Source organism: Corynebacterium sp. ACRQP, assembly GCF_022345915.1.
Lineage (GTDB): Bacteria > Actinomycetota > Actinomycetes > Mycobacteriales > Mycobacteriaceae > Corynebacterium > Corynebacterium lehmanniae.
Window position 1 is genome coordinate 36,716 of the sequence record NZ_JAKRMZ010000010.1, and the last position, 18,636, is coordinate 55,351.

Here is an 18,636-nt window from a genome sequence, read left to right on the forward strand (position 1 = left end):
ATGACTTCCACCAGACCCTCTCCCGTGCCCCCGGCCGCACTCGAGCCGAAGGCCTACCTCGTGCCACGCACACGACCGGACACGCGGCGCGAATGGCCGGTTGAGCTGCCCCAGCAAGGCCTGTACAAGGTCACCGGTGAGCCGGGTTCCGGGGTGTCGAGCTTCCTGCTGGACACCGCCGCGGCCGCGATGCGCAGGCACGCGGGCAGCGAGGCGGAACACGGTCCGGGCGGGGTACTGGTGCTTACCGATTCGAAGGAGACCGGCGCGAGGCTGCGCGCGGAGCTGGCGGACACGCTGGCCGCTTCCGGGTTTGTCTCCGACGAACCGGTGGTGCGCTCCGTGCACTCGCTCGCGTTCGCGCTGGTGCGACAGCAAATGGACGAGGAGCTGCGGTTGATCTCCGGCGCGGAGCAGGACGCGGTGATCCGCCAGCTGCTGCAGGGCCACGCTGAAGACGGCGGCGACACCTGGCCCGCGGAGCTGCGCCCGGCGCTTCCCATGGTCGGTTTTGCGCGGCAGTTGAGGGACTTTTTGCTGCGCGCCATTGAGCGCGGCCTGGGCCCGGAGGACCTGGTGGAGCTGGGCCAGCGCCACGGCATTGGCATCTGGTCCGCCTCGGGCGATTTCTTGCGGGAGTACCAGCAGGTGATGGCGCTGTCCGGCGCGCACCGCCTCTCGGCATCCGAGCTGATTGCGGCCGCCTTGGAGGTGGAGCTGCCGCGCACGTGGCACACCGTGATTGTGGACGACGCGCAGCACCTGGCGCCGGCATCCGCGGCGCTGGTGCAACGGCTGCTGGAGCAGGCGGACCTCGGCGTCGTCGGCGGGGACCTGGAGCAATCCGTGTTCCACTTCCGCGGCGCCTCCCCGGCATTCTTCAAAGACTTGGGCGGGTTGGATCACGAGGTGATCGACCTCGGCGCCACCCGCAGAACACCTGCGCGGTCCGCGGCGATCGCAGATTCCAGCGCTGCCGAGCTTTCTCTGGTGGCGGACACGCTGCGCCGCGCACACCTGGAGGAGGGCGTGGCCTACCGCGATATGGCGGTGGTGGTGCGCTCCACGCCGCTGTTGGAGCCGATGCGCCGTGCGCTTCTGCGCGCCGGGGTGCCGGTCTCGCTCAACCCCACCGATCTGGTGCTGGGGGAGCAGCGCATCGTCTCGGCCCTACTGCTCGGCGTGCGCGCGCTGTACGAGGAACTTTCGGCCACTGAATGGCGCGACCTGCTGCTTAGCCCCGTCGGCGGCGCGGACCCGGTGACGCTGCGCAGGCTGTTGCGCGGACTGCGCCGCTGGTCGCCGGAGACCCGCGCGGAGGAAAGCCTGCGCGAGCTGCTGGCCACCCCGGCCGGGCTGCCGGACTTTGGCACCGTGCTCACGGACCGCGAGCTGGACATCCTGCACCGCGTGCGCGACGTGCTCGACGCCGGGCGCAGCGCGCTTGCAGACGGTGGCACGGTGGAGGAAGTGCTGTGGGCACTCTGGCACGCCACCGGCCTGTCCAACCGGCTGCTGGCATCAGCGCTGCGGGGCGGCGCGACCGGTTCGCAGGCGGATCGGGACCTCGATGCCGTGATGGCGCTGTTCGACGCGGCCGGCGACCACACGGAGCGCAGGCCCAGCGCGGGCATCGAATCTTTCGTCGCGTCCATCACCGAACAGGAGCTGCCCACCGGCGTGCGCGACCGCCGCAACGCCACCCCGGACGCCGCGGCACTGCTCACCGCCCACGGCGCGGTGGGCCGCGAGTTCCGCCGCGTGGTCGTGGCGGGCGTGCAGGAGCTGACCTGGCCGAGCCTGGGGGAGACCGGGTCGCTGTTCCGCCAGGAGGACCTGGTGGACCTCATCGACAAGGACGTGGACCCCGGTGTGCCCGTCTCCCATATCAACGAGCGGTTGGTGGAGGAGCGCCGCCTGTTCACGGTGGCGGCCAGCCGCGCCACGGAGCAGCTGTTGGTCACCGCCGTGGAAAGCGACGACGGCGAGGAGGTGGAGCAGCGCTCCCGGTTCGTAGAGGAGTTCTGTAGGGACTATGACGTGCAGCCGCGTTCGGTGCGCATCGCGGGCACGTCTGCGGACGCCGCCAGAGTCGCTGGACAGAGTGCGGGCGCTGCTGGAGCCGAGGGCGACAGCGCCGTGGTGCGCGTGCTCGCGCACGACGACCTGATCGCCGAGTTCCGCCGTGTGCTGACAGACCCTGCATCCACAGAGGCACAGCGCAGCCAGGCGTCGCGCCAACTCGCGCGGTTGGCGGCCGCCGGCGTGCTGGGCGCGGACCCGGAGCAGTGGTGGACGACCACGGAGCCGTCCACAAGCGAGCCGCTCGACGTCTCGCCGGCGCTGTCGCCGTCGCGGGTGGAAAAGCTGCTCGCATGCCCGATGCAGGCCGTGCTGGAACGGATGTCGGGCCTGGATGAATCGTTGGACATGATCTACGGCGCCATGGCGCACGCCTACTTCGAAGCGTTGGGCAACGGCATGGACGCCGACGAGGCGCTGGATGCCACCGTGGCGGCGCGCCGGGCCGCGGATAACGCCCCGGAGTGGAAGGTTGAGCGCGACATCGCCGACTTTCGGGCCATGCTCGAGCGCACCCACGGCTGGCTTGAGGCCAGCCGCGGGGCGTTTGAGCAGGTTGCAGTGGAGGCGGATGTGAACGTCCAGGTCAGCGACAATGTGCGCATCCGCGGCAGGCTGGACCGCCTCGAGCGCGACAGCAGCGGTGCGGTGCACATTGTGGACCTGAAAACGAGCGCGTACCCGCCGACCAAGGACGCCACCGCGGACAACCCCCAGCTGGCCACCTACCAGCTGGCGCTGGCACACGGTGAGTTCGCCGGCGGCAAGGTGGTCACCGCGCGCGACGGCGCGAATGCGCTTTCGGTGGGCGGGGCGGTGCTGGTGTACCCGAACGCCAAGAAGAAGACGCTAAGCACCCGTGAGCAGGCGGCGAAAACCGGCGAAGAGCTGGACGCGCTCGCCGCCGCACTCGACGGGCTGCCCGAGGAAACCGCAGGACCGACGTTGCTCGCCGTGGTCGGCCCGCAGTGCGACCGCTGCGCTGTGCGAGCGTTGTGCCCGATCCAGCCGGAAGGAGCGACGATCCACCATGTCTAACCCCACCCCAATGTCTCCCGTGCTGCTGTCGCGCTACCTGGGCCAGCAGTACCCGCCGACAGACCAGCAGGCGGCCGTGATCGGCGCGGAGCCAGGCCCGCTGCTGGTGGTCGCCGGCGCCGGTGCCGGCAAAACCGAAACCATGGCCGCGCGCGTGGTGTGGCTGGTGGCCAACGGCTACGCCCGGCCGGACGAAGTCTTGGGCCTGACGTTTACCCGCAAGGCCGCCCAGGAGATGGGCAAGCGCATCCGGGACCGGTTGGGCTCGCTCGCAGCCAACACCGACCTGGTGCGCCGCCTGGACCCGTCCGGCGAGCTGGCGAAAAACCTGGAGGTGATCGCGCCTTCGGTGTCCACCTACGACTCGTACGCCGGCGAGCTGATCCGCGAGTACGGCCTTTTGGTGCCGGTGGAGCCGGACGCCCGGCTGATCACGGATGCGGAGCTGCACGCAATCGCGACCGATGTGGTGGTCAACTACTCCGGCGGGCTGATCACGGAGTTGGGCTCCAACCCGTCGCTGTCCACCGTGGTGGAGGACTTGCTCGCGCTGGCCACCGCGATGGGCAACGAGCTGGCCTCGCCCGAGTGGGTGCGCGAGCACGCGCACGACTTCCTCGCAGAAACCGAGTCATACCCAATGGCTCCGCGCGCCCGCGTGGAGTTCACCGACGTGCTCACGAAATGGCGTTCCAAGCAGGAAATGCGCGTGAACATGCTGCCGCTGGTGGAGGAGCTGGCGGCGGAGCTGCGCCGCCGCGGCGTGGTCACGTTCAACGAGCAGATGTCCGTGGCAGCGAAACTGGCGCGCGACCACCAGACGGTGGGGGCATCGCAGCGCTCCCGCTACCGCGTGGTCATGCTGGACGAGTACCAGGACACCTCACACGCGCAACGCGTGCTGTTGCGCAGCCTGTTCGGCGAGGGCGCGGACCCGTCGCTGACGGTGACCGCAGTGGGCGATCCGATGCAGGCGATCTACGGCTGGCGCGGCGCGACCGCCGCCAACCTGGCCGCGTTTGTGGAGGATTTCCCGTCGCCTGCAGGCCCGGCGCCGAAGAAGCAGCTGACCACCTCCTGGCGCAACCCGCCCGAGGTGCTGGACCTGGCTAACGGCGTCTCCGACGCAGTGCTGGGCACCGCCGAGGACAGGGCCGTGGCTGCGTTGCAGGCGCGGCCGGCCGCGGATGCGGGTGATGTGACCCTGGGGTTCTTCCCGGACCAGGACGCGGAGATCGCCTACGTGGCCGACGCGCTCGCGCAGGAATACCAGACGGCGTCGCAGGAAGGACGCGCGCTTTCAGCGGCCGCGCTGGTGCGCAAGAACCGCCACTCGCCGGTGTTGGCAGCGGCGCTGGAGGAGCGCGGGGTGCCCTACGAAATCGTGGGACTTGCAGGGCTTCTCGACGTCCCGGAGGTCGCCGACACCGTTGCCATCGCCACGATGCTGGTGCGCCCGGACGACACCGCCGCCGCGCTGCGCGTCCTCGGCGGACCTGCAGTCGGCCTGGGCCTGGCTGACCTTAAGGCGTTGGCGTCGCGCGCGAACAACCTGCACGGCTCGGGCCTTGATACCCAGCCTCAGGCCGCCCCGGCGGACGCGACGGAGCACCTGCACGCCCAGCTGGAGGAGCTCGTGGCCCGCGCCGAGGAGATCTCCGCCAGCTCCGACAAACCCGAAGGACTCACGGACGCTTTGGCGGACCTGGGCGAGCCGGGGCGCTACAGCGAGGAAGGCCTCGCGCGCATGCGGGACACCGCGGCGAAGCTGCGCTGGCTGCGCACCCACAGCCTGGGCAAGAGACTCAGTGACCTGTTCGCCGACATCATTCATGTCTTCGGCATCCGCACGGAAGTGCTCGCCCGCGGCTCCGCCACGGGTGCCGTGCACCTGGACCGGCTGCTCGAGGAGGTCGCCGCGTACCCGGGCGCGAGCCTGGACGGGCTGCTGCACTTCTTTGAGCTCGCCCGCAACTTCGAGGACGGCTTGGCCCCGGGCTCGGTGGCGGTGAAGGAGGACCGCGTGCAGATCCTCACCGCGCACAAGGCCAAGGGCCTGGAGTGGGACACCGTGGCGGTGCTGCACGCGGACGCGGCCACGTACAAGTCTAAGACGGAAACCTTCCTCACCTTCCCGCGGTACCTTCCGACGGAAACCTTCGGCGACCCGGACGTCTACCCGGTGTTCGCGGACGTGGAAAACCGCACGGACTTTGAAAAAGCCGGCAAGGCTTGGCTCAAGGAGGTGGCCGGGGATCTGGCCGAGGAGGCCGCCCGGCTGTTCTACGTGGCGGTGACCCGTTCCGGGAAGAAACTCATCGTCACCGGCTCGCGCCGCCGCGAAGGTGTTGGGCGCGAGGCGGAGCCCTACGAGCACTTCGCCGCCATGCGCGAGCGGGTGCCCGAGGAGTGCGTGGTGGTCTGGGACGACGGCACCGCACCCGAGGAAGACACAGAAGAGGCCGCGCAGGAGGCGACAGCGCCGGAGTCCGGCCGCTGGCCCCACTACGCGCCCACGCCGCGCGACCTCGCGGCCGCCGAAGCGGTCCGCGCCGCCATGGACAGGCTGCCGGACTACGCCGACGGCGAGCTGTTCTCGCTCTGGGAGCGCGACGCCACAGCCTTGATCGAGGAACACGGTGCCGCCCAGGCCGCGGACGTGCCGGTGGTCATGCCGGGCGAGCTCACCGCCTCCGACGTAGTGGCGCTGAAGGCGGACCCGGAGCAGTTCGCCCGCCGTGCCCGCCGCCCCGTGCCGTTCAAGCCGAACACCTACGCCAAGCGCGGCACCGCGTTCCACGAGTGGCTGGAGCAGTTCTACGGCGCGCGCCCGCTGCTGACAGAAGACGAGCTGCCAGGCAACGACGAGGCAGAGGTGGACCGCGCCGTCCTGGAGCGGCTGAAGCGCAACTTCGAGGCCAGCGAGTGGGCCGGTCGTACACCCGAGTACGTCGAGCACCCCTTCGAGCTGGCACTGGGCGATTCGGTAGTGCGCGGGCGCATGGACGCCGTGTTCGCCGACGACGACGGCTGGGTCGTGGTGGACTGGAAGACCGGCGAAAAGCCCGGCCGCGACGCGATGGAATCGGCGCAGCTGCAGCTCGCGGTCTACCGCGAGGCGTGGCGCCGGATCGCAGGTGACGGCAAGCCGGTGCGGGCGGTATTTTTCTACGTGCGAACGGGCGAGACGTTCGCGCCGCGCGCCTTGCCGGATCTTGACCAGCTGGAGACAATGCTCGGAGGCGCGGGCACCGGCACGCCCGGCGAAGACATTGCACGAGAAAGCGAGGAGCGGCAAGGATGAAGCTTCGGAGCCTGTTGTCGCTGCGCGCAGACGCGACCAACCTCACCGAGATCCCGGTGCACAGCCTGCTGGACGTGGTGAACATCCCCACGTCGGAGCGCGCGACTCCGTGGTCGTTGATAGCGCGCCGCTTCGGCTACGCGCTGCTGCTCATCATTGTCGTCGCGTTCGTGGCGTATTTGGACAGGGACGGCTACTCCGAGCCGCTGACGTTCATCGACGCGCTGTATTACTCCGCGGTGACGCTGTCCACCACGGGCTACGGCGACATCACCCCGGTGACGCAGTCCGCCCGCCTGATTAACATCTTTCTGATCACCCCGGCCCGTGTGGCCTTCCTGATGGTCCTCGTCGGCACCACCTTGTCGGTGCTGACGGAGGATTCCCGCAAGACACTCCAGATCCAACAGTGGAGGAATAGCGTGCGCAACCACACCATTGTCATCGGCTACGGCACCAAGGGCCGTTCCGCAATCGACGCGTTGATCGCGGGCGGCACCGCGCCGTCGTCGATCGTGGTCATCGACCCGAACCCGGCCGCCCTCTCTGTGGCGGAGCAGCGCGGCCTGATCACCGTGCACGGTAACGGAACGAAGTCGGGCGTGCTGCGCGTGGCCGCGGTCAGCCGCGCCCGCTCCGTCATCGTCGCGCCGTCGTCGGACGACACGGCCGTGCTGATCACCCTGTCGGTGCGCGAGATGGCGCCGAGCGCGATGATCGTGGCCAGCGTGCGAGAAAGCGAGAACCAGCACCTGCTCATGCAGTCCGGCGCGGATTCGGTGATCGTCTCCTCCGAAACCGCGGGCCGCCTGCTCGGCATCGCCACCGTCACTCCGCCGGTGGTGGAGATGATGGAGGACCTTCTCAGCCCGGACGAAGGCTTCGCCGTCGCCGAGCGCCAGATCGCGGACGACGAGGTCGGCGCGAACCCCCGCCACCTCGCAGACATCGTGCTGGGCGTGGTGCGCTCCGGCGAGCTCTACCGCATCGATTCCCCCGAGGCGGAAACGGTCGAGCCGGGCGACCGGTTGCTGTACGTGCGCATGAACGGCGCGATTCACAACCGGGATTAGCCGGATGTTGTTGCTCATCGATGCTGCCGGGCGCTTCCCACTCGGCGACGACGGGGAGCCCAAGCTTTTCGACGCACCTCCGGCGGCCACCGAAATCACCTCCCACGTGCACGTGACCCGGGAGGTCACCGCGGCCCGGGTGCACGGCGTCGACGCGGCAGGCCTTGCCGGGCCAGGCGGGGCCACCGGGGACGCGCGCACCCACGCCAGCCACCCGCTGGCGGCCCGCGCGGTCGGTTTGGTCAACGCCCGCGAGCGCACCCGCTTCGACCCTGCGGACGGCTCCGAGGTGCGCTGGGGCGACGGCGGCATCGTCGCCCGCGGCGCCACCGGCCGGCCGATCTTCCCGCGGCTGGACCCGTGCGTGATCGGCCTGGTGGAGGACCCGGCAGGCGAGCGGATCCTGCTGGTGGAAAACGCCCGCCGTCCCGGCTACCTCACCCTGGTGGCAGGCTATGTGGACGTCGGCGAGACCCTCGAGGCGGCGTTCGCCCGCGAGGTGTGGGAGGAAACCGGCCGCCGCGTGACAGGCGTGCGCTACCTGCGCTCCCAGCCGTGGCCACTTTCGGGTGCGCTCATGCTCGGCATGGCGGCGCGCACGGCGGACGTCGATGCGCAAGCGCCCACCGACGGCGAGCTGACCCGCACCGTGTGGGCGAGCCGCGGCGAACTGGACTCTCTCACACTCGCGGCGGAGGGCACCATCGCCCGCGCACTCATCGATGACTGGGCTGACACACCACAAACAAAGAACCCGGAAGGAGCACACCCATGGCGATAGACCTCAGCGTGCTGGACGACGACCAGCGTGTGGCGGCGGAAGCGCCGCGCGGGCCGGTGTGCATCCTCGCGGGTGCGGGCACGGGCAAAACCCGCACGATCACCTACCGCATCGCCAACCTGATCGACCGCGGCCAGGTCGCCCCCAACCGCGTGCTGGCGGTGACGTTTACCAAGCGCGCCGCCGGCGAGATGCGCGACCGGCTTACCGCCATGGGCATCGGCGGGGTGCAGGCGCGCACGTTCCACTCCGCGGCGATGCGCCAGCTGCAGTACTTCTGGCCCCAGATCGCGGGCGATTTGCCGTGGCGGGTGCTGGACAACAAGTTCCCCATCGTCGCCCGCGCCACCCGCGCCGCAGGCCTGGACACGGGCAAGGAAATGGTGCGCGACTTGCTCAGCGAGATCGAGTGGGCCAAATCCTCTGTTATCGGCCCGGAGGACTACGTGCAGCGCATCGCCGATTCCCCGCGCACCCCTCCGGCGGACGCGCAGAAGGTCGCCCAGGTCTACCGCTTCTACGAGGAGGCGAAGACCAGCCCGGAGGGCATGCTGATCGACTACGACGACCTGCTCATCCACGTCGCCGGCGCCCTGGAAAACGCGCCGGCGGTGGCGGAGGAGTTCCGCGCGCAGTACCAGTCCTTCGTGGTGGACGAGTACCAGGACGTCACCCCCTTACAACAGCGCGTGCTGGAGGCTTGGCTGGGCACCCGCGACGACCTGACGGTGGTCGGCGACGCCAACCAGACCATCTACTCGTTTACCGGCGCGACCCCGGATTATTTGCTGAACTTCTCAAGGACGTACGAGCACGCGACCGTGGTGAAGCTGCAGCGCGACTACCGCTCGACCGTGGAGATCACGGACCTGGCCAACACCGTCATCGGCAAGGCCTCCGGCCGCATCGCCGGCACCCGCCTGGAACTGCAAGGCATGCGCGGGCACGGTCCGGAGCCACAGTTCAACGGCTACGACGACGAGCCTGCGGAGGCGCGCGCGGTGGCGCAGAAGGTGCGCAAGCTGCTCAACGACGGCGTGCCCGCCCGCGAGATCGCCATCTTGTACCGCATCAACGCGCAGTCCGCCGCGTTTGAAGCCGCACTCGCGGACGAAGGGATCGTCTACCAGGTCCGCGGCGGCGAGGGGTTTTTCCAGCGCGCGGAGATCCGCGAGGCGTTCGCGCAGCTGCTGCGCGCCTCCAAGCGCACGGACCTGCCGGATGATCCGGTGCGCATCGCGCGTGCCGCGCTCGCCCCGCTGGGGCTGACGCCGGAGGAGCCGGAGGGTGCGAAGGCCCGCGAGCGCTGGCAGTCGCTGAACGCGCTGGTGGATTTGATCGAGGAGATCGTGCGCACCCGCGAGGCGTCGAACATGGCGGAGGTGCTGGGCTCGCTGCGCCGCCGCGCGGAGGCGAAGCAGCCCCCGGCCGTGGACGGGGTGACGCTGGCCAGCCTGCACGCCGCGAAGGGCCTGGAGTGGGACGCGGTGTTCTTGGTCGGCCTGGTGGAAAAGACGCTGCCGATCTCGCACGCGCTGAAAGCCGGCGACGAGCAGATCGAGGAGGAGCGCCGCCTGTTCTACGTCGGCGTTACCCGTGCGCGCGAGCATCTGCACATGTCGTGGTCGCTGGCGCGCCAGGAGGGCGGGCACAAAAGCCGCACCCGCTCGCGCTTCTTGGACGGGCTGGTGCCGGAGCTGGAGGTGGAAAAATCTCCGCAGCGGCTCAAGCGCGCGAAGCGCTGCCGGGTGTGCGGCAACCAGCTGGGCACGCCCGCGGAGAAGTCCCTGGGCCGGCACGAGGAGTGTGAGCCGAACTTCGACGAGGCCGTCTACGCCGCGCTGAAGCGCTGGCGCCTGGAGGTCTCACGCGCCGCTGGCCAGCCGGCGTTCGTGGTGTTCACCGATGCCACGCTGATGTCGATTGCGGAGGCCATGCCTGCAGACGAGCGCGAGCTGCTCGGCGTCTCCGGCGTCGGCCCGGTGAAGGTGGACAACTACGGCGCCGGCGTGCTCGAGGTGCTGGGGCAGTTCCGCTAGAAGCACCCCTAGAAGCCCCCTAGAAGCACATGGCGCAGTCCGGGTGCGGCGGCAGCGTCGCCGTGGACACTGGGTGCGGTGCGAACGGGTCCACCACGGTGAGCAGCCCAGCGCCCGGCTTCGGCGCGGAGACCCCGGGCGGGTCCGGCGCGCCCGCCAAACGCCGCAGGGACATCGCGGCGAAGGCAGCGCCTGCCGCGGCGGCGATGGGCTCGCCCTGCACGCTCAGCGGCGCGCGCTGTTCCACCACGGGCCAGTTCGGGTCCCGGTCCAGAAGGTAGAGGCGCACGCACAACGGGCACGGGCCAGGCCGCGCGCACACCGGGCCCACCACCACCCGCGCGTCTACTTGCGTCACCGGCAGCACCGCGCCCTGGCGCTGCCGGGTCAGCGCGGCGAGCTCGCCGAGCAGGGCAGTGGTGTTCACCACCGCCACCGGCACCCACGTGTCGCCGCGCAGGAGGAACTTCGACAGCGCCTCGTTGCGCGCTTGCGTGCGCACGTCCAGACCGCACTCGCGAAGCCTGGCGGTCACCGCCGCGGCCAAACGCCCGTGGCCGACCAGCAGCACCTCCGGTTTCACAGCCGGCACGAGCACCCGGTAGCTGAGCAGGTCGTCCACCAGGCTGCGCGCGGCCTCGGCGCCGATGAGCTCGGTGAGTTGCTCGACCACCCAGCCCAGGCGCCGCGGCCGCATGAGCACACCCAACAGAGCGGCGACGTCCTCGGCGTGCTCGGTGGTCACTAACCCTGTGCGCGTGGCGTCGGTGCCGAATTGCATCACGTTGTCTGCACGCAGAAACGGGTGCGCGCCTTGGGCGAGTTTCACCCGTGAGTTGTTGTTGATCATCCCTGCATCCACCCCCGATGCGGGATCCTACAATGCATTGCCATGGCTGGCAGGCAAACGCAGAACAATTCGACGCCGTACCGCGTGATCCGCTCGGCGCGCAGGACGCGCTCGGTGCAGGCGCGGCTCGTCGGCGGGGTGGCGGAGATCCGCATCCCCGCGCACTTCACCGATGCGCAGGAGCGCGAGGCGGTCACCGAGATGCTGGCCAAGCTCGACCGCAAGACAAAAGCGCGCCCGCTTGACGACGATGCCCTGCGCACGCGCGCCGACTCCCTCAACGCGAGCGTCCTGGACGGTCAGGCGCGCATCGGTTCAATCCGGTGGGTGTCCAACCAGCGCTCCCGGTGGGGATCCTGCACGGTGTCCACCGGCGACATCCGCATCAGTGACCGGTTAAAGCAGGTGCCGGACTACGTACTGGACGCGGTGATCGTGCACGAGCTGACGCACACGTTCATCCCCAACCACAGCGCCGAGTTCTACGAGTGGGCGGACAAGGTGCCGTACGCGGAGCGCGCCCGCGGCTACCTGGAGGCCTACCAGCGCTTCGGCGGCTAGAGCTCAGGGGCCTAGAGCTCGGTGCCGTCCTCGCGGCCGTCGTCCTTACCGTCGCCGTCCTCGCGCTTGAGCTCCGGGTTGTCGCGCAGCTCCTGCTCGAGCTTGGCAAATTCGTCGTCGAAATCGGTGTCGGGCTGATCATCGAGAAGCGTGTCAATGAAGGCCGCCGGGTTGTCCAGGTGCTCCGCGGACGGCATAAAGTCCGGGTGGTTCCACACCTGGTCGCGGCGCTCGGTGCCCACGGCGGTGTCGATTCGGCGCCACAGCTCGGCGGCATCGCGGGTGCGCGGGGCGCCCAGCTCGATGCCCACGATGTTGGCGAAGGCCTGCTCGGCGGACCCGCCGGTGGCGCGGCGGCGCGCCCACGCCTCGGCCAGCTGCGGGGTGGACGGGATGCGCTCGCCGAGCGCCTCGGCGACTACCACGTCGACCCAGCCTTCCACCAGTGCGATCAGCGTCTCTAGGCGGGAGGTGGCGCCGGCGTTGCGGGTGCCCACGCGCGGGGAGAGGTCCTCGCCCTGCAGGTTCTGTAGCGCCTCCTGGATCTGCTGCGGGTCGCCGCCTTCCAGGTTCAAGTTGCGGGCGACCTCCTCGATGTGGGAGGTGTCAATCTCAAGACCTGCGGCGTACTCCTCCACGGAGGAGACGATGCGCTCCACCAGCCACGGCACGTGGCGGAACAGGCGCTGGCGGGCGGCCTCGCGGGCGGCGATGTAGACCATCACTTCCTGCCCGGCCAGGTCCAGACCCTTAGAAATCTCGGCGATGTTGCGCGGCAGCACCGCGGCGGTGCCGGCGGGGGCGACGGGAAGGCCGAAGTCGGTGCCAGTCAGAGCCTGCTGCGCCAAATCGCCCAGCGCGTGGCCGAGCTTCATGCCGAACTGCATGGCGTTCATCTGGTTCATCATCCCGGCCATCGGGCCCATCATCTCGCGGGCCTGCTCCGGCATGGAGTCCAGCTGGGCGCGGTTCATGTGCTCGGCTACGGGGTTAACCAGGCGCTTCCACATCGGCATGGTCTGGTTCAGCCACTGCTCGGCGTTCCACGCCTGCGCCTTCGCGCCGCTTGCTGGCAGGTCCGTGGCCTCGTCCAGCCACAGCTCCACTAAGCGCAGGGATTCCTCCGCCGCGCGGGTGTCCGCCGCGGAGACCGGGCTTGCTCCGGCAATGCGCTGGCGCGCCATGCGCGCGGCCAGCTCGAAGTTCACCGCGTCGCCCGCGCCCTGGGCGTTCATGGACGAGCCCATGCCGGAGAGCATCTGGCCCAGCTGGTTAAACACGTCGCCTAAGCCGCCCCCGCCGGGCTGGCCCCCGCCGAAGCCGAACGCAGCAAACGGGTTGTTCGCGTCGCCGCGGCCGTTTCCGTCGCCGCCCCGATTGTTGCCGTCGTTTTCGCCGTCATCGTTCGAGTCGTTAGGAAAGGAAAAGCCGAATCCGTTAGTCATGCCAGCCAGAATACAGTCAGCCCGCGAACGCATGGGTTCGCTGAGAGCCAGCAACGGTCCAGCACCAGTACTTCACGCCTCCTGCGCTAGAATCTGCGCCCATGTCCAAAGCACGTGAAGCACGGAACCGGCGGTGGTCGACCCTGGTCTGGGGGTCCATCCCCGTCGTGCTGTTGGCAGGTGCACTGACCGCGGACCACATCCCGGGCACCGATATCCGCCTGACCGTGCCGTACGCGGCGGAAGGGCCGGGGCCGACCTTTGACACGCTCGGCGAGGTCGGCGGCGAGCCCGTCGTTGACATCGAGGGCGCGGAGACGCTGGACACCGGCGGCAAGCTGAACATGACCACCGTGTCCGTGCGCACAAACATGACGCTCGGCCAGGCACTGGGGCGCTGGATCGCCACCGACGACACGATCGTGCCGGTGGAGCAGATCATGCCGCCGGACTTGGACGAGGACCAGGTGCGCGAGGTCAACCAGCAGGCGTTTGTCGCCTCCGAAGCATCTGCGACGGTGGCGGCCATGCACTACCTGCACCGTCCCACCACGGTGGTGGTGCACGACGTGATGGAAGACAGTGCCTCCGAGGGGTTCCTGCAGCCGCAGGACCAGATCACCGCTGTCGCCGGCGAGAAGGTGGAAACACCGCAGGAGGTCCAGGACGCAGTGCGCGCGAAGACACCCGGCGAGACGATCGAGATCACCGTCGAGCGCGACGGCAACGAGCACACCGAGTCGGTGGAGCTGGGGGAGAACCCGCACGAGAAGGGCCAGCCCATGCTGGGCATACTCATGACTTCCGAACCGGCCGGCGGCATCACCGTGAACTACAACCTCAACGACATTGGCGGGCCGAGCGCGGGCATGATGTTCTCACTGGCCGTCATCGACAAGCTCACCCCGGGCGCGCTCAACGGCGGCAAGTTCGTCGCGGGCACCGGCACAATAAACGAGGACGGCCAGGTCGGCCCCATCGGCGGCATCACCCACAAGATCCGCGCGGCCGAAGACGACGGCGCCGAGCTCTTCCTGGCGCCCGGCGGCAATTGCGACGCGGTGAAACGCGTGCACACTGAGCACATGACGGTGGCAAAGGTGGACAACCTCGCCGAGGCCGTCGAGGCGATGGAGGATTTCGCCGCGGGCCGCGACGTGCCCGCCTGCGAGTAGCTACTGCTTGGCCAACCCCAGGTCGTAGATGCGCTGGCGCGGATCATCCTGGTCGGTGGAGATCAGCTGCTGCATCACCTGACCGGCCTCGTTGTCCACCACGGTGATGATCGCGGAGGTGCCGAGCGTGGACCAGCCCACCACGCGGTCGCCGTTGTCCTCCACCACGCGCGAGGAGCGCAGCTCCGTTAAAAGCTGCGTCGTCGAGGCGGCCTTGGAGTCGGAGTCGAAGAACTGGAACTGGCCGATGCCCTCGCCGGAGCAGTCGAAGGAGCCGCTCAAGCCGCCCGCGGCGCAGTCGTCGAACTGGTCGAAGAACTCTTCAGGGGCCAAGGTGGCGAAGCGCTCGCGTACTTCCGCCAGCGCGTCAGCCTCCCGCTTCTTTCCGCTTGTCGACGTCGCATCCGCCGTGCCCGCAGCAGTCTTCTTCGACGACGATTTCGTGGACGTGCCAGAGGTAGCCGACGTGGAAGCGGTCTCGCTTCGCGTCGACGTCGCCGTCGTTGATTCAGTCTCGGTGCCCGCGTCTGGCTCAGTATCGGTCTGCTCTGGCTCGCTCGGCGGTGTTTCCGTGGAGGTGATCTCCGGCGCGCGGGTATCGGGATCCTCGGAGTCGGAATCGTTGGAGCACGCCGCAAGCGTCAGTGCCGCGGCCGTGGCGGCGGCGATGAGGGAGACGGAACGGGAAGTAGACACAACCGACATCCTAAACCAGCTCGTCCGGGTCCTGCTCAAGGCCGTAGCGCAGCGCCGCCACAACGCCCGGGGCCACGCCGGGCCCGCCGCGCAGCTCGATGTCGTCCTGCGTGAACGCGCCGCGCTCCTCAAGCTCCTGATCGGTCAGACGCAGCTGCAACAGCGTCTGCTCAATGTCTTCTTCGCGCAGCACGCCGGAGAACAGGCGCGCCGGGCGCGGCTCGGCGTCCTCGCCGGCGGAGGCGTCCTTGAACACGATCTCCTGGGCCAGGATCACGCCTTGGACCTCGCGCGGCCAGGCGATGCGTGAGACGTACTCGCCCAGTTCCTCGGAGCCGGGCAGGATGTGCTCTGGGAGGTCCTGGACCACCAGTGTTAACGGGGAAGAGTCGTCCAGGTTGCCCAGCTCGTCGACAAGCAATTGCGTCGGCACCAGGCCGAACAAGGTTGGGGGAGCGTCCCACCCCTCCGCGTGGACGAACTCGACGGCCTCCATCATGGCCTTATTTAATGCTTGCTGTTCGCGCACGGGAACCCTCCGGGCAAGTTTGACGTTGGATTATTTAAGCTTGAAGCTTAACTGCGTTGCACACACTAATTCCTAAGGAGCAGGCTTGGCTACCCGCCTCAATCGGCCACAACCACGCGCCAAGAAACCGAATACGGGGTTGATGACCACCATCGGTGTCTTGGCCATCATTCTTTTCCTCTTGCCTATGGCAGTCGGGCTGTACACCGACTTCCTGTGGTTCGGGGAGGTGGACTTTAGAGGCGTGTTCAACCGCGTGATCCTGGTCCGCGTGGTGCTGTTTGTCATCTTCGCCCTGATCGGCGGTGCGATCACCTGGATCGCCGCGCGCCTGGCGTGGCGCGGCAGGCCCCAGGAGCAGGCCGCGCCGTTCGACCAGGCCGCCCAGTACCGCCAGCAGGTGCAGCGGTCCGTTCGCGGCATGCTGGTGTGGGTGCCGGTTGTCGTCGCCATCCTGTCCGGCCTGGCTGGCCAGCGCATGTGGCGCGTGTTCATGCTCTGGTTCAACGGCGGCGAGTTCGGCTCCACCGACGCGCAGTTTGGCAAGGACTTGGGCTTCTACGCGTTTACGCTGCCCGGCATCTCCGCGGTGGTGGACACGCTTTCCATGCTGCTGCTGGTGGCGTTTTTGGTCGCCGCGGTGGGCCACTACCTGCTGGGCGGCATCCGCATCGGCAACAAGGTCTCCGGCATCTCCGGCTTTATTAGCAAGGACGCGCGCATCCAGCTCGCCGTCACCGCTGGCCTGTGGATGCTGCTGAAGGCCGTGAGCTACTGGCTGGAGCGCTACTACCTGCTCTACGGCGAAAACGACATCTTCACCGGTGCCTCCTACACCACCGTCAACGCGATGCTGCCGGCGAAGATCATCCTCACCGTCATCGCCGTGCTGGTCGCGGCGGCGTTCTTCGCCTCCATTGTCTACCGCGACTTCCGCGTGCCGGTGCTGGCCACTGTGCTGATGCTGTTGTCCTCTTTGGTGGTGGGCAACGTGTGGCCGGCGCTGATGGAGCAGTTCTCCGTCAAGCCGAACCGCCAGGCCAAGGAGTACGAGTACATCGGCCGCAACATCGAGGCCACCCGCGAGGCGTACGGGCTTACCGACGACAACGTGACCTACCTGGAGGACTGGGGCGCAGGCAACACCTCCAACTCGGACGTCGCCTCCGACGCGGCCACGATTTCCAACCTGCGACTTCTGGACCCAGAGATCATCTCCCCGACGTTCACCCAGAACCAGCAGCTGCGTAACTTCTACGGATTCCCGGACCAGCTGGCCATGGACCGCTACGACGTGGACGGCGAGCTGCGCGACTACGTGGTCGCCGCCCGCGAGATGGACCCGAACTCGCTGAGTGAGAACCAGCGCGACTGGATTAACCGCCACACCGTGTACACCCACGGCAACGGCTTCATCGCAGCCCAGGCCAACACCGTGGACGAGGCGGCGCAGGACGCCGGCTCCACCCGCGGCGGCCTGCCCATCTTCACGGTGTCCGACCTGCAGTCCAACGCCGCAGCCAAGGCCTCCGAGGACGCAGAAGAGCTGGGCATCAAGGTCGACGAGCCGCGCATCTACTACGGACCCGTCATCGCCTCCGCCAAGGACGGCCTGGACTACGCCATTGTGGGCGAGACCGGCCAGGGCCCAGTGGAGTACGACACGGATAACTCCACCTACACCTACGACGGCAAGGGCGGCGTGGACATCGGCAACATGTTCAACCGCCTCGCCTACACGGTGAAGTACCAGGAGCTGAACTTCCTGCTGTCCGACCGCGTCGGCGGCGATTCCAAGGTGCTCTACGACCGCGACCCGCGCACGCGTGTGGAGAAGGTCGCCCCGTGGCTGACCACGGACTCCAAGACCTACCCGGCCGTGGTGGACGGCCGCGTGAAGTGGATCGTGGACGGCTACACCACGCTGTCGCAGATGCCGTACTCCACGCGCAAATCCCTGCAGGACACCACCCAGGACGCGCTGAACCCGGACGGCACCACCCAGCGCCTGATCACCGACAACGTCGGCTACATCCGCAACTCCGTCAAGGCCACCGTGGACGCCTACGACGGTTCCGTGGAGCTGTACGCCTTCGACGAGTCCGACCCGGTGCTCAAGGCATGGCAGGGTGTGTTCCCGGACACGGTGCGCCCGGCGTCCGACATCTCGGAGTCGCTTCGCGAGCACCTGCGCTACCCGGAGGACCTGTTCAAGGTCCAGCGCGACCTGCTGGCGCGCTACCACGTGGACGACCCGGGCGTGTTCTTCAACAACGACGCCTTCTGGTCCGTGCCGAACGACCCGACCGCGCCTGAGGGCCGCGGCCAGCTGAACCAGCCGCCGTACTACGTGGTGGCGGCCGACCCGGAGACCGACAAGGCCTCCTTCCAGCTGATCACCCCGTTCCGCGGCCTGAACCGCGAGTTCCTGTCCGCGCACATGGCGGTGTCCTCCGACCCGGAGACCTACGGCGACATCACCGTGCGCGTGCTGCCGACGAACAAGCAAACCCAGGGCCCGAAGCAGGCGCAGGACGCCCTGATGTCTTCCGACCAGGTGGCCCGCGACCGCACCCTGTGGGAGGGCACCAACGATCTGAAGAATGGCAACCTGCTTACCCTGCCGGTGGGCGGCGGCGAGATCCTCTACGTGGAGCCGATCTACTCGCAGCGTAAGGACCAGGCCTCGGCCTTCCCGAAGCTGCTTCGTGTGCTGGTGTTCTACCGCGGCCAGGTGGGCTACGCGCCGACGATCTCCCAGGCGCTTGACCAGGTGGGCATCCACTCCTCGGCCGCCCAGGACATCGAGGTTGTGGATGAGAACCAGGACGCCAAGCCGGAGGGTGACAGCCAGGAGGCGACGCCGGAGGGCGAGGCCCAGCCGGAGGAGAACCAGGACGCTCCGCAGGTGAACAAGGACGAGGCGATGAACAACATCAACGACGCCCTGCGAAACCTGGAGAGTGCACGCGACGGCTCCTTCGAGGAGTACGGCCGCGCCCTGGACCAGCTGGACCGCGCCGTGGCCGAGTACCAGCGGGCCCAGTAACGAGGACTAAGCAC

Annotated in this window: 12 protein-coding genes; 8 read left to right on the forward strand and 4 right to left on the reverse strand. The window is 68.5% G+C overall.

All coding sequences use genetic code 11. The features are described 5' to 3' along the window. Genes MHY23_RS05500 through MHY23_RS05520 form a run of 5 tightly spaced genes read left to right on the forward strand, consistent with a single transcriptional unit; the run spans position 1 to position 10,317 of the window. Positions 1–3,120, forward strand: a complete 3,120-nt coding sequence (locus MHY23_RS05500) for an ATP-dependent DNA helicase (RefSeq protein WP_239306728.1) — start codon at positions 1–3, stop codon at positions 3,118–3,120. Continuing rightward, a complete protein-coding gene (locus tag MHY23_RS05505) occupies positions 3,113–6,424 on the forward strand; it encodes an ATP-dependent helicase (protein WP_239306729.1) in 3,312 nt (1,103 codons plus the stop codon). Before MHY23_RS05500 ends, MHY23_RS05505 begins: the two co-directional genes overlap by 8 nt. Next, a complete protein-coding gene (locus MHY23_RS05510) occupies positions 6,421–7,497 on the forward strand; it encodes a TrkA family potassium uptake protein (RefSeq protein WP_239306730.1) in 1,077 nt (358 codons plus the stop codon). The genes MHY23_RS05505 and MHY23_RS05510 overlap by 4 nt, the downstream gene beginning before the upstream one ends. A gap of 4 nt (positions 7,498–7,501) precedes the next feature. Beyond that, entirely contained in the window at positions 7,502–8,278 is a 777-nt protein-coding gene (locus tag MHY23_RS05515; protein ID WP_239306731.1) for an NAD(+) diphosphatase, read from the forward strand. Beyond that, the gene (locus tag MHY23_RS05520; RefSeq protein WP_239306732.1) at positions 8,269–10,317 is read left to right on the forward strand and encodes an ATP-dependent DNA helicase UvrD2; all 2,049 of its coding nucleotides are present in this window, start codon (positions 8,269–8,271) and stop codon (positions 10,315–10,317) included. Before MHY23_RS05515 ends, MHY23_RS05520 begins: the two co-directional genes overlap by 10 nt. A 19-nt stretch (positions 10,318–10,336) precedes the next feature. On the opposite strand, the gene MHY23_RS05525 is transcribed toward MHY23_RS05520, so the two are convergent. Next, on the reverse strand, positions 10,337–11,167 hold the full coding sequence (locus MHY23_RS05525) for a hypothetical protein (protein WP_239306733.1): 831 nt from the start codon (positions 11,165–11,167) through the stop codon (positions 10,337–10,339). 42 nt (positions 11,168–11,209) lie between these two features. On the opposite strand from MHY23_RS05525, the gene MHY23_RS05530 reads away from it, so the two are divergent. Next, complete coding sequence (locus MHY23_RS05530; protein ID WP_239306734.1) at positions 11,210–11,728, forward strand: M48 family metallopeptidase; 519 nt, start codon at positions 11,210–11,212, stop codon at positions 11,726–11,728. An 11-nt stretch (positions 11,729–11,739) separates the two neighbouring features. Here MHY23_RS05530 and MHY23_RS05535 read toward each other — a convergent pair whose 3' ends face one another. Then, positions 11,740–13,173 carry a zinc-dependent metalloprotease gene (locus MHY23_RS05535; protein ID WP_239306735.1) on the reverse strand — a complete coding sequence of 478 codons (1,434 nt, stop codon included), beginning with the start codon at positions 13,171–13,173 and terminating at the stop codon, positions 11,740–11,742. A gap of 101 nt (positions 13,174–13,274) precedes the next feature. Here MHY23_RS05535 and MHY23_RS05540 point away from each other — a divergent pair, with 101 nt between their 5' ends. Then, on the forward strand, positions 13,275–14,348 hold the full coding sequence (locus MHY23_RS05540) for a PDZ domain-containing protein (protein ID WP_239306736.1): 1,074 nt from the start codon (positions 13,275–13,277) through the stop codon (positions 14,346–14,348). Here MHY23_RS05540 and MHY23_RS05545 read toward each other — a convergent pair whose 3' ends face one another. Next, positions 14,349–15,053 (reverse strand): hypothetical protein, encoded by a 705-nt coding sequence (locus MHY23_RS05545; protein WP_370645823.1) that lies wholly within the window; start codon positions 15,051–15,053, stop codon positions 14,349–14,351. 1 nt (position 15,054) lies between these two features. Continuing rightward, a complete protein-coding gene (locus MHY23_RS05550; protein WP_239306754.1) occupies positions 15,055–15,543 on the reverse strand; it encodes a PPA1309 family protein in 489 nt (162 codons plus the stop codon). A gap of 172 nt (positions 15,544–15,715) precedes the next feature. Between MHY23_RS05550 and MHY23_RS05555 the strand changes: the two genes are divergently transcribed. Continuing rightward, positions 15,716–18,622, forward strand: a complete 2,907-nt coding sequence (locus MHY23_RS05555; RefSeq protein ID WP_239306755.1) for a UPF0182 family protein — start codon at positions 15,716–15,718, stop codon at positions 18,620–18,622. Positions 18,623–18,636 lie beyond the last annotated feature (14 nt).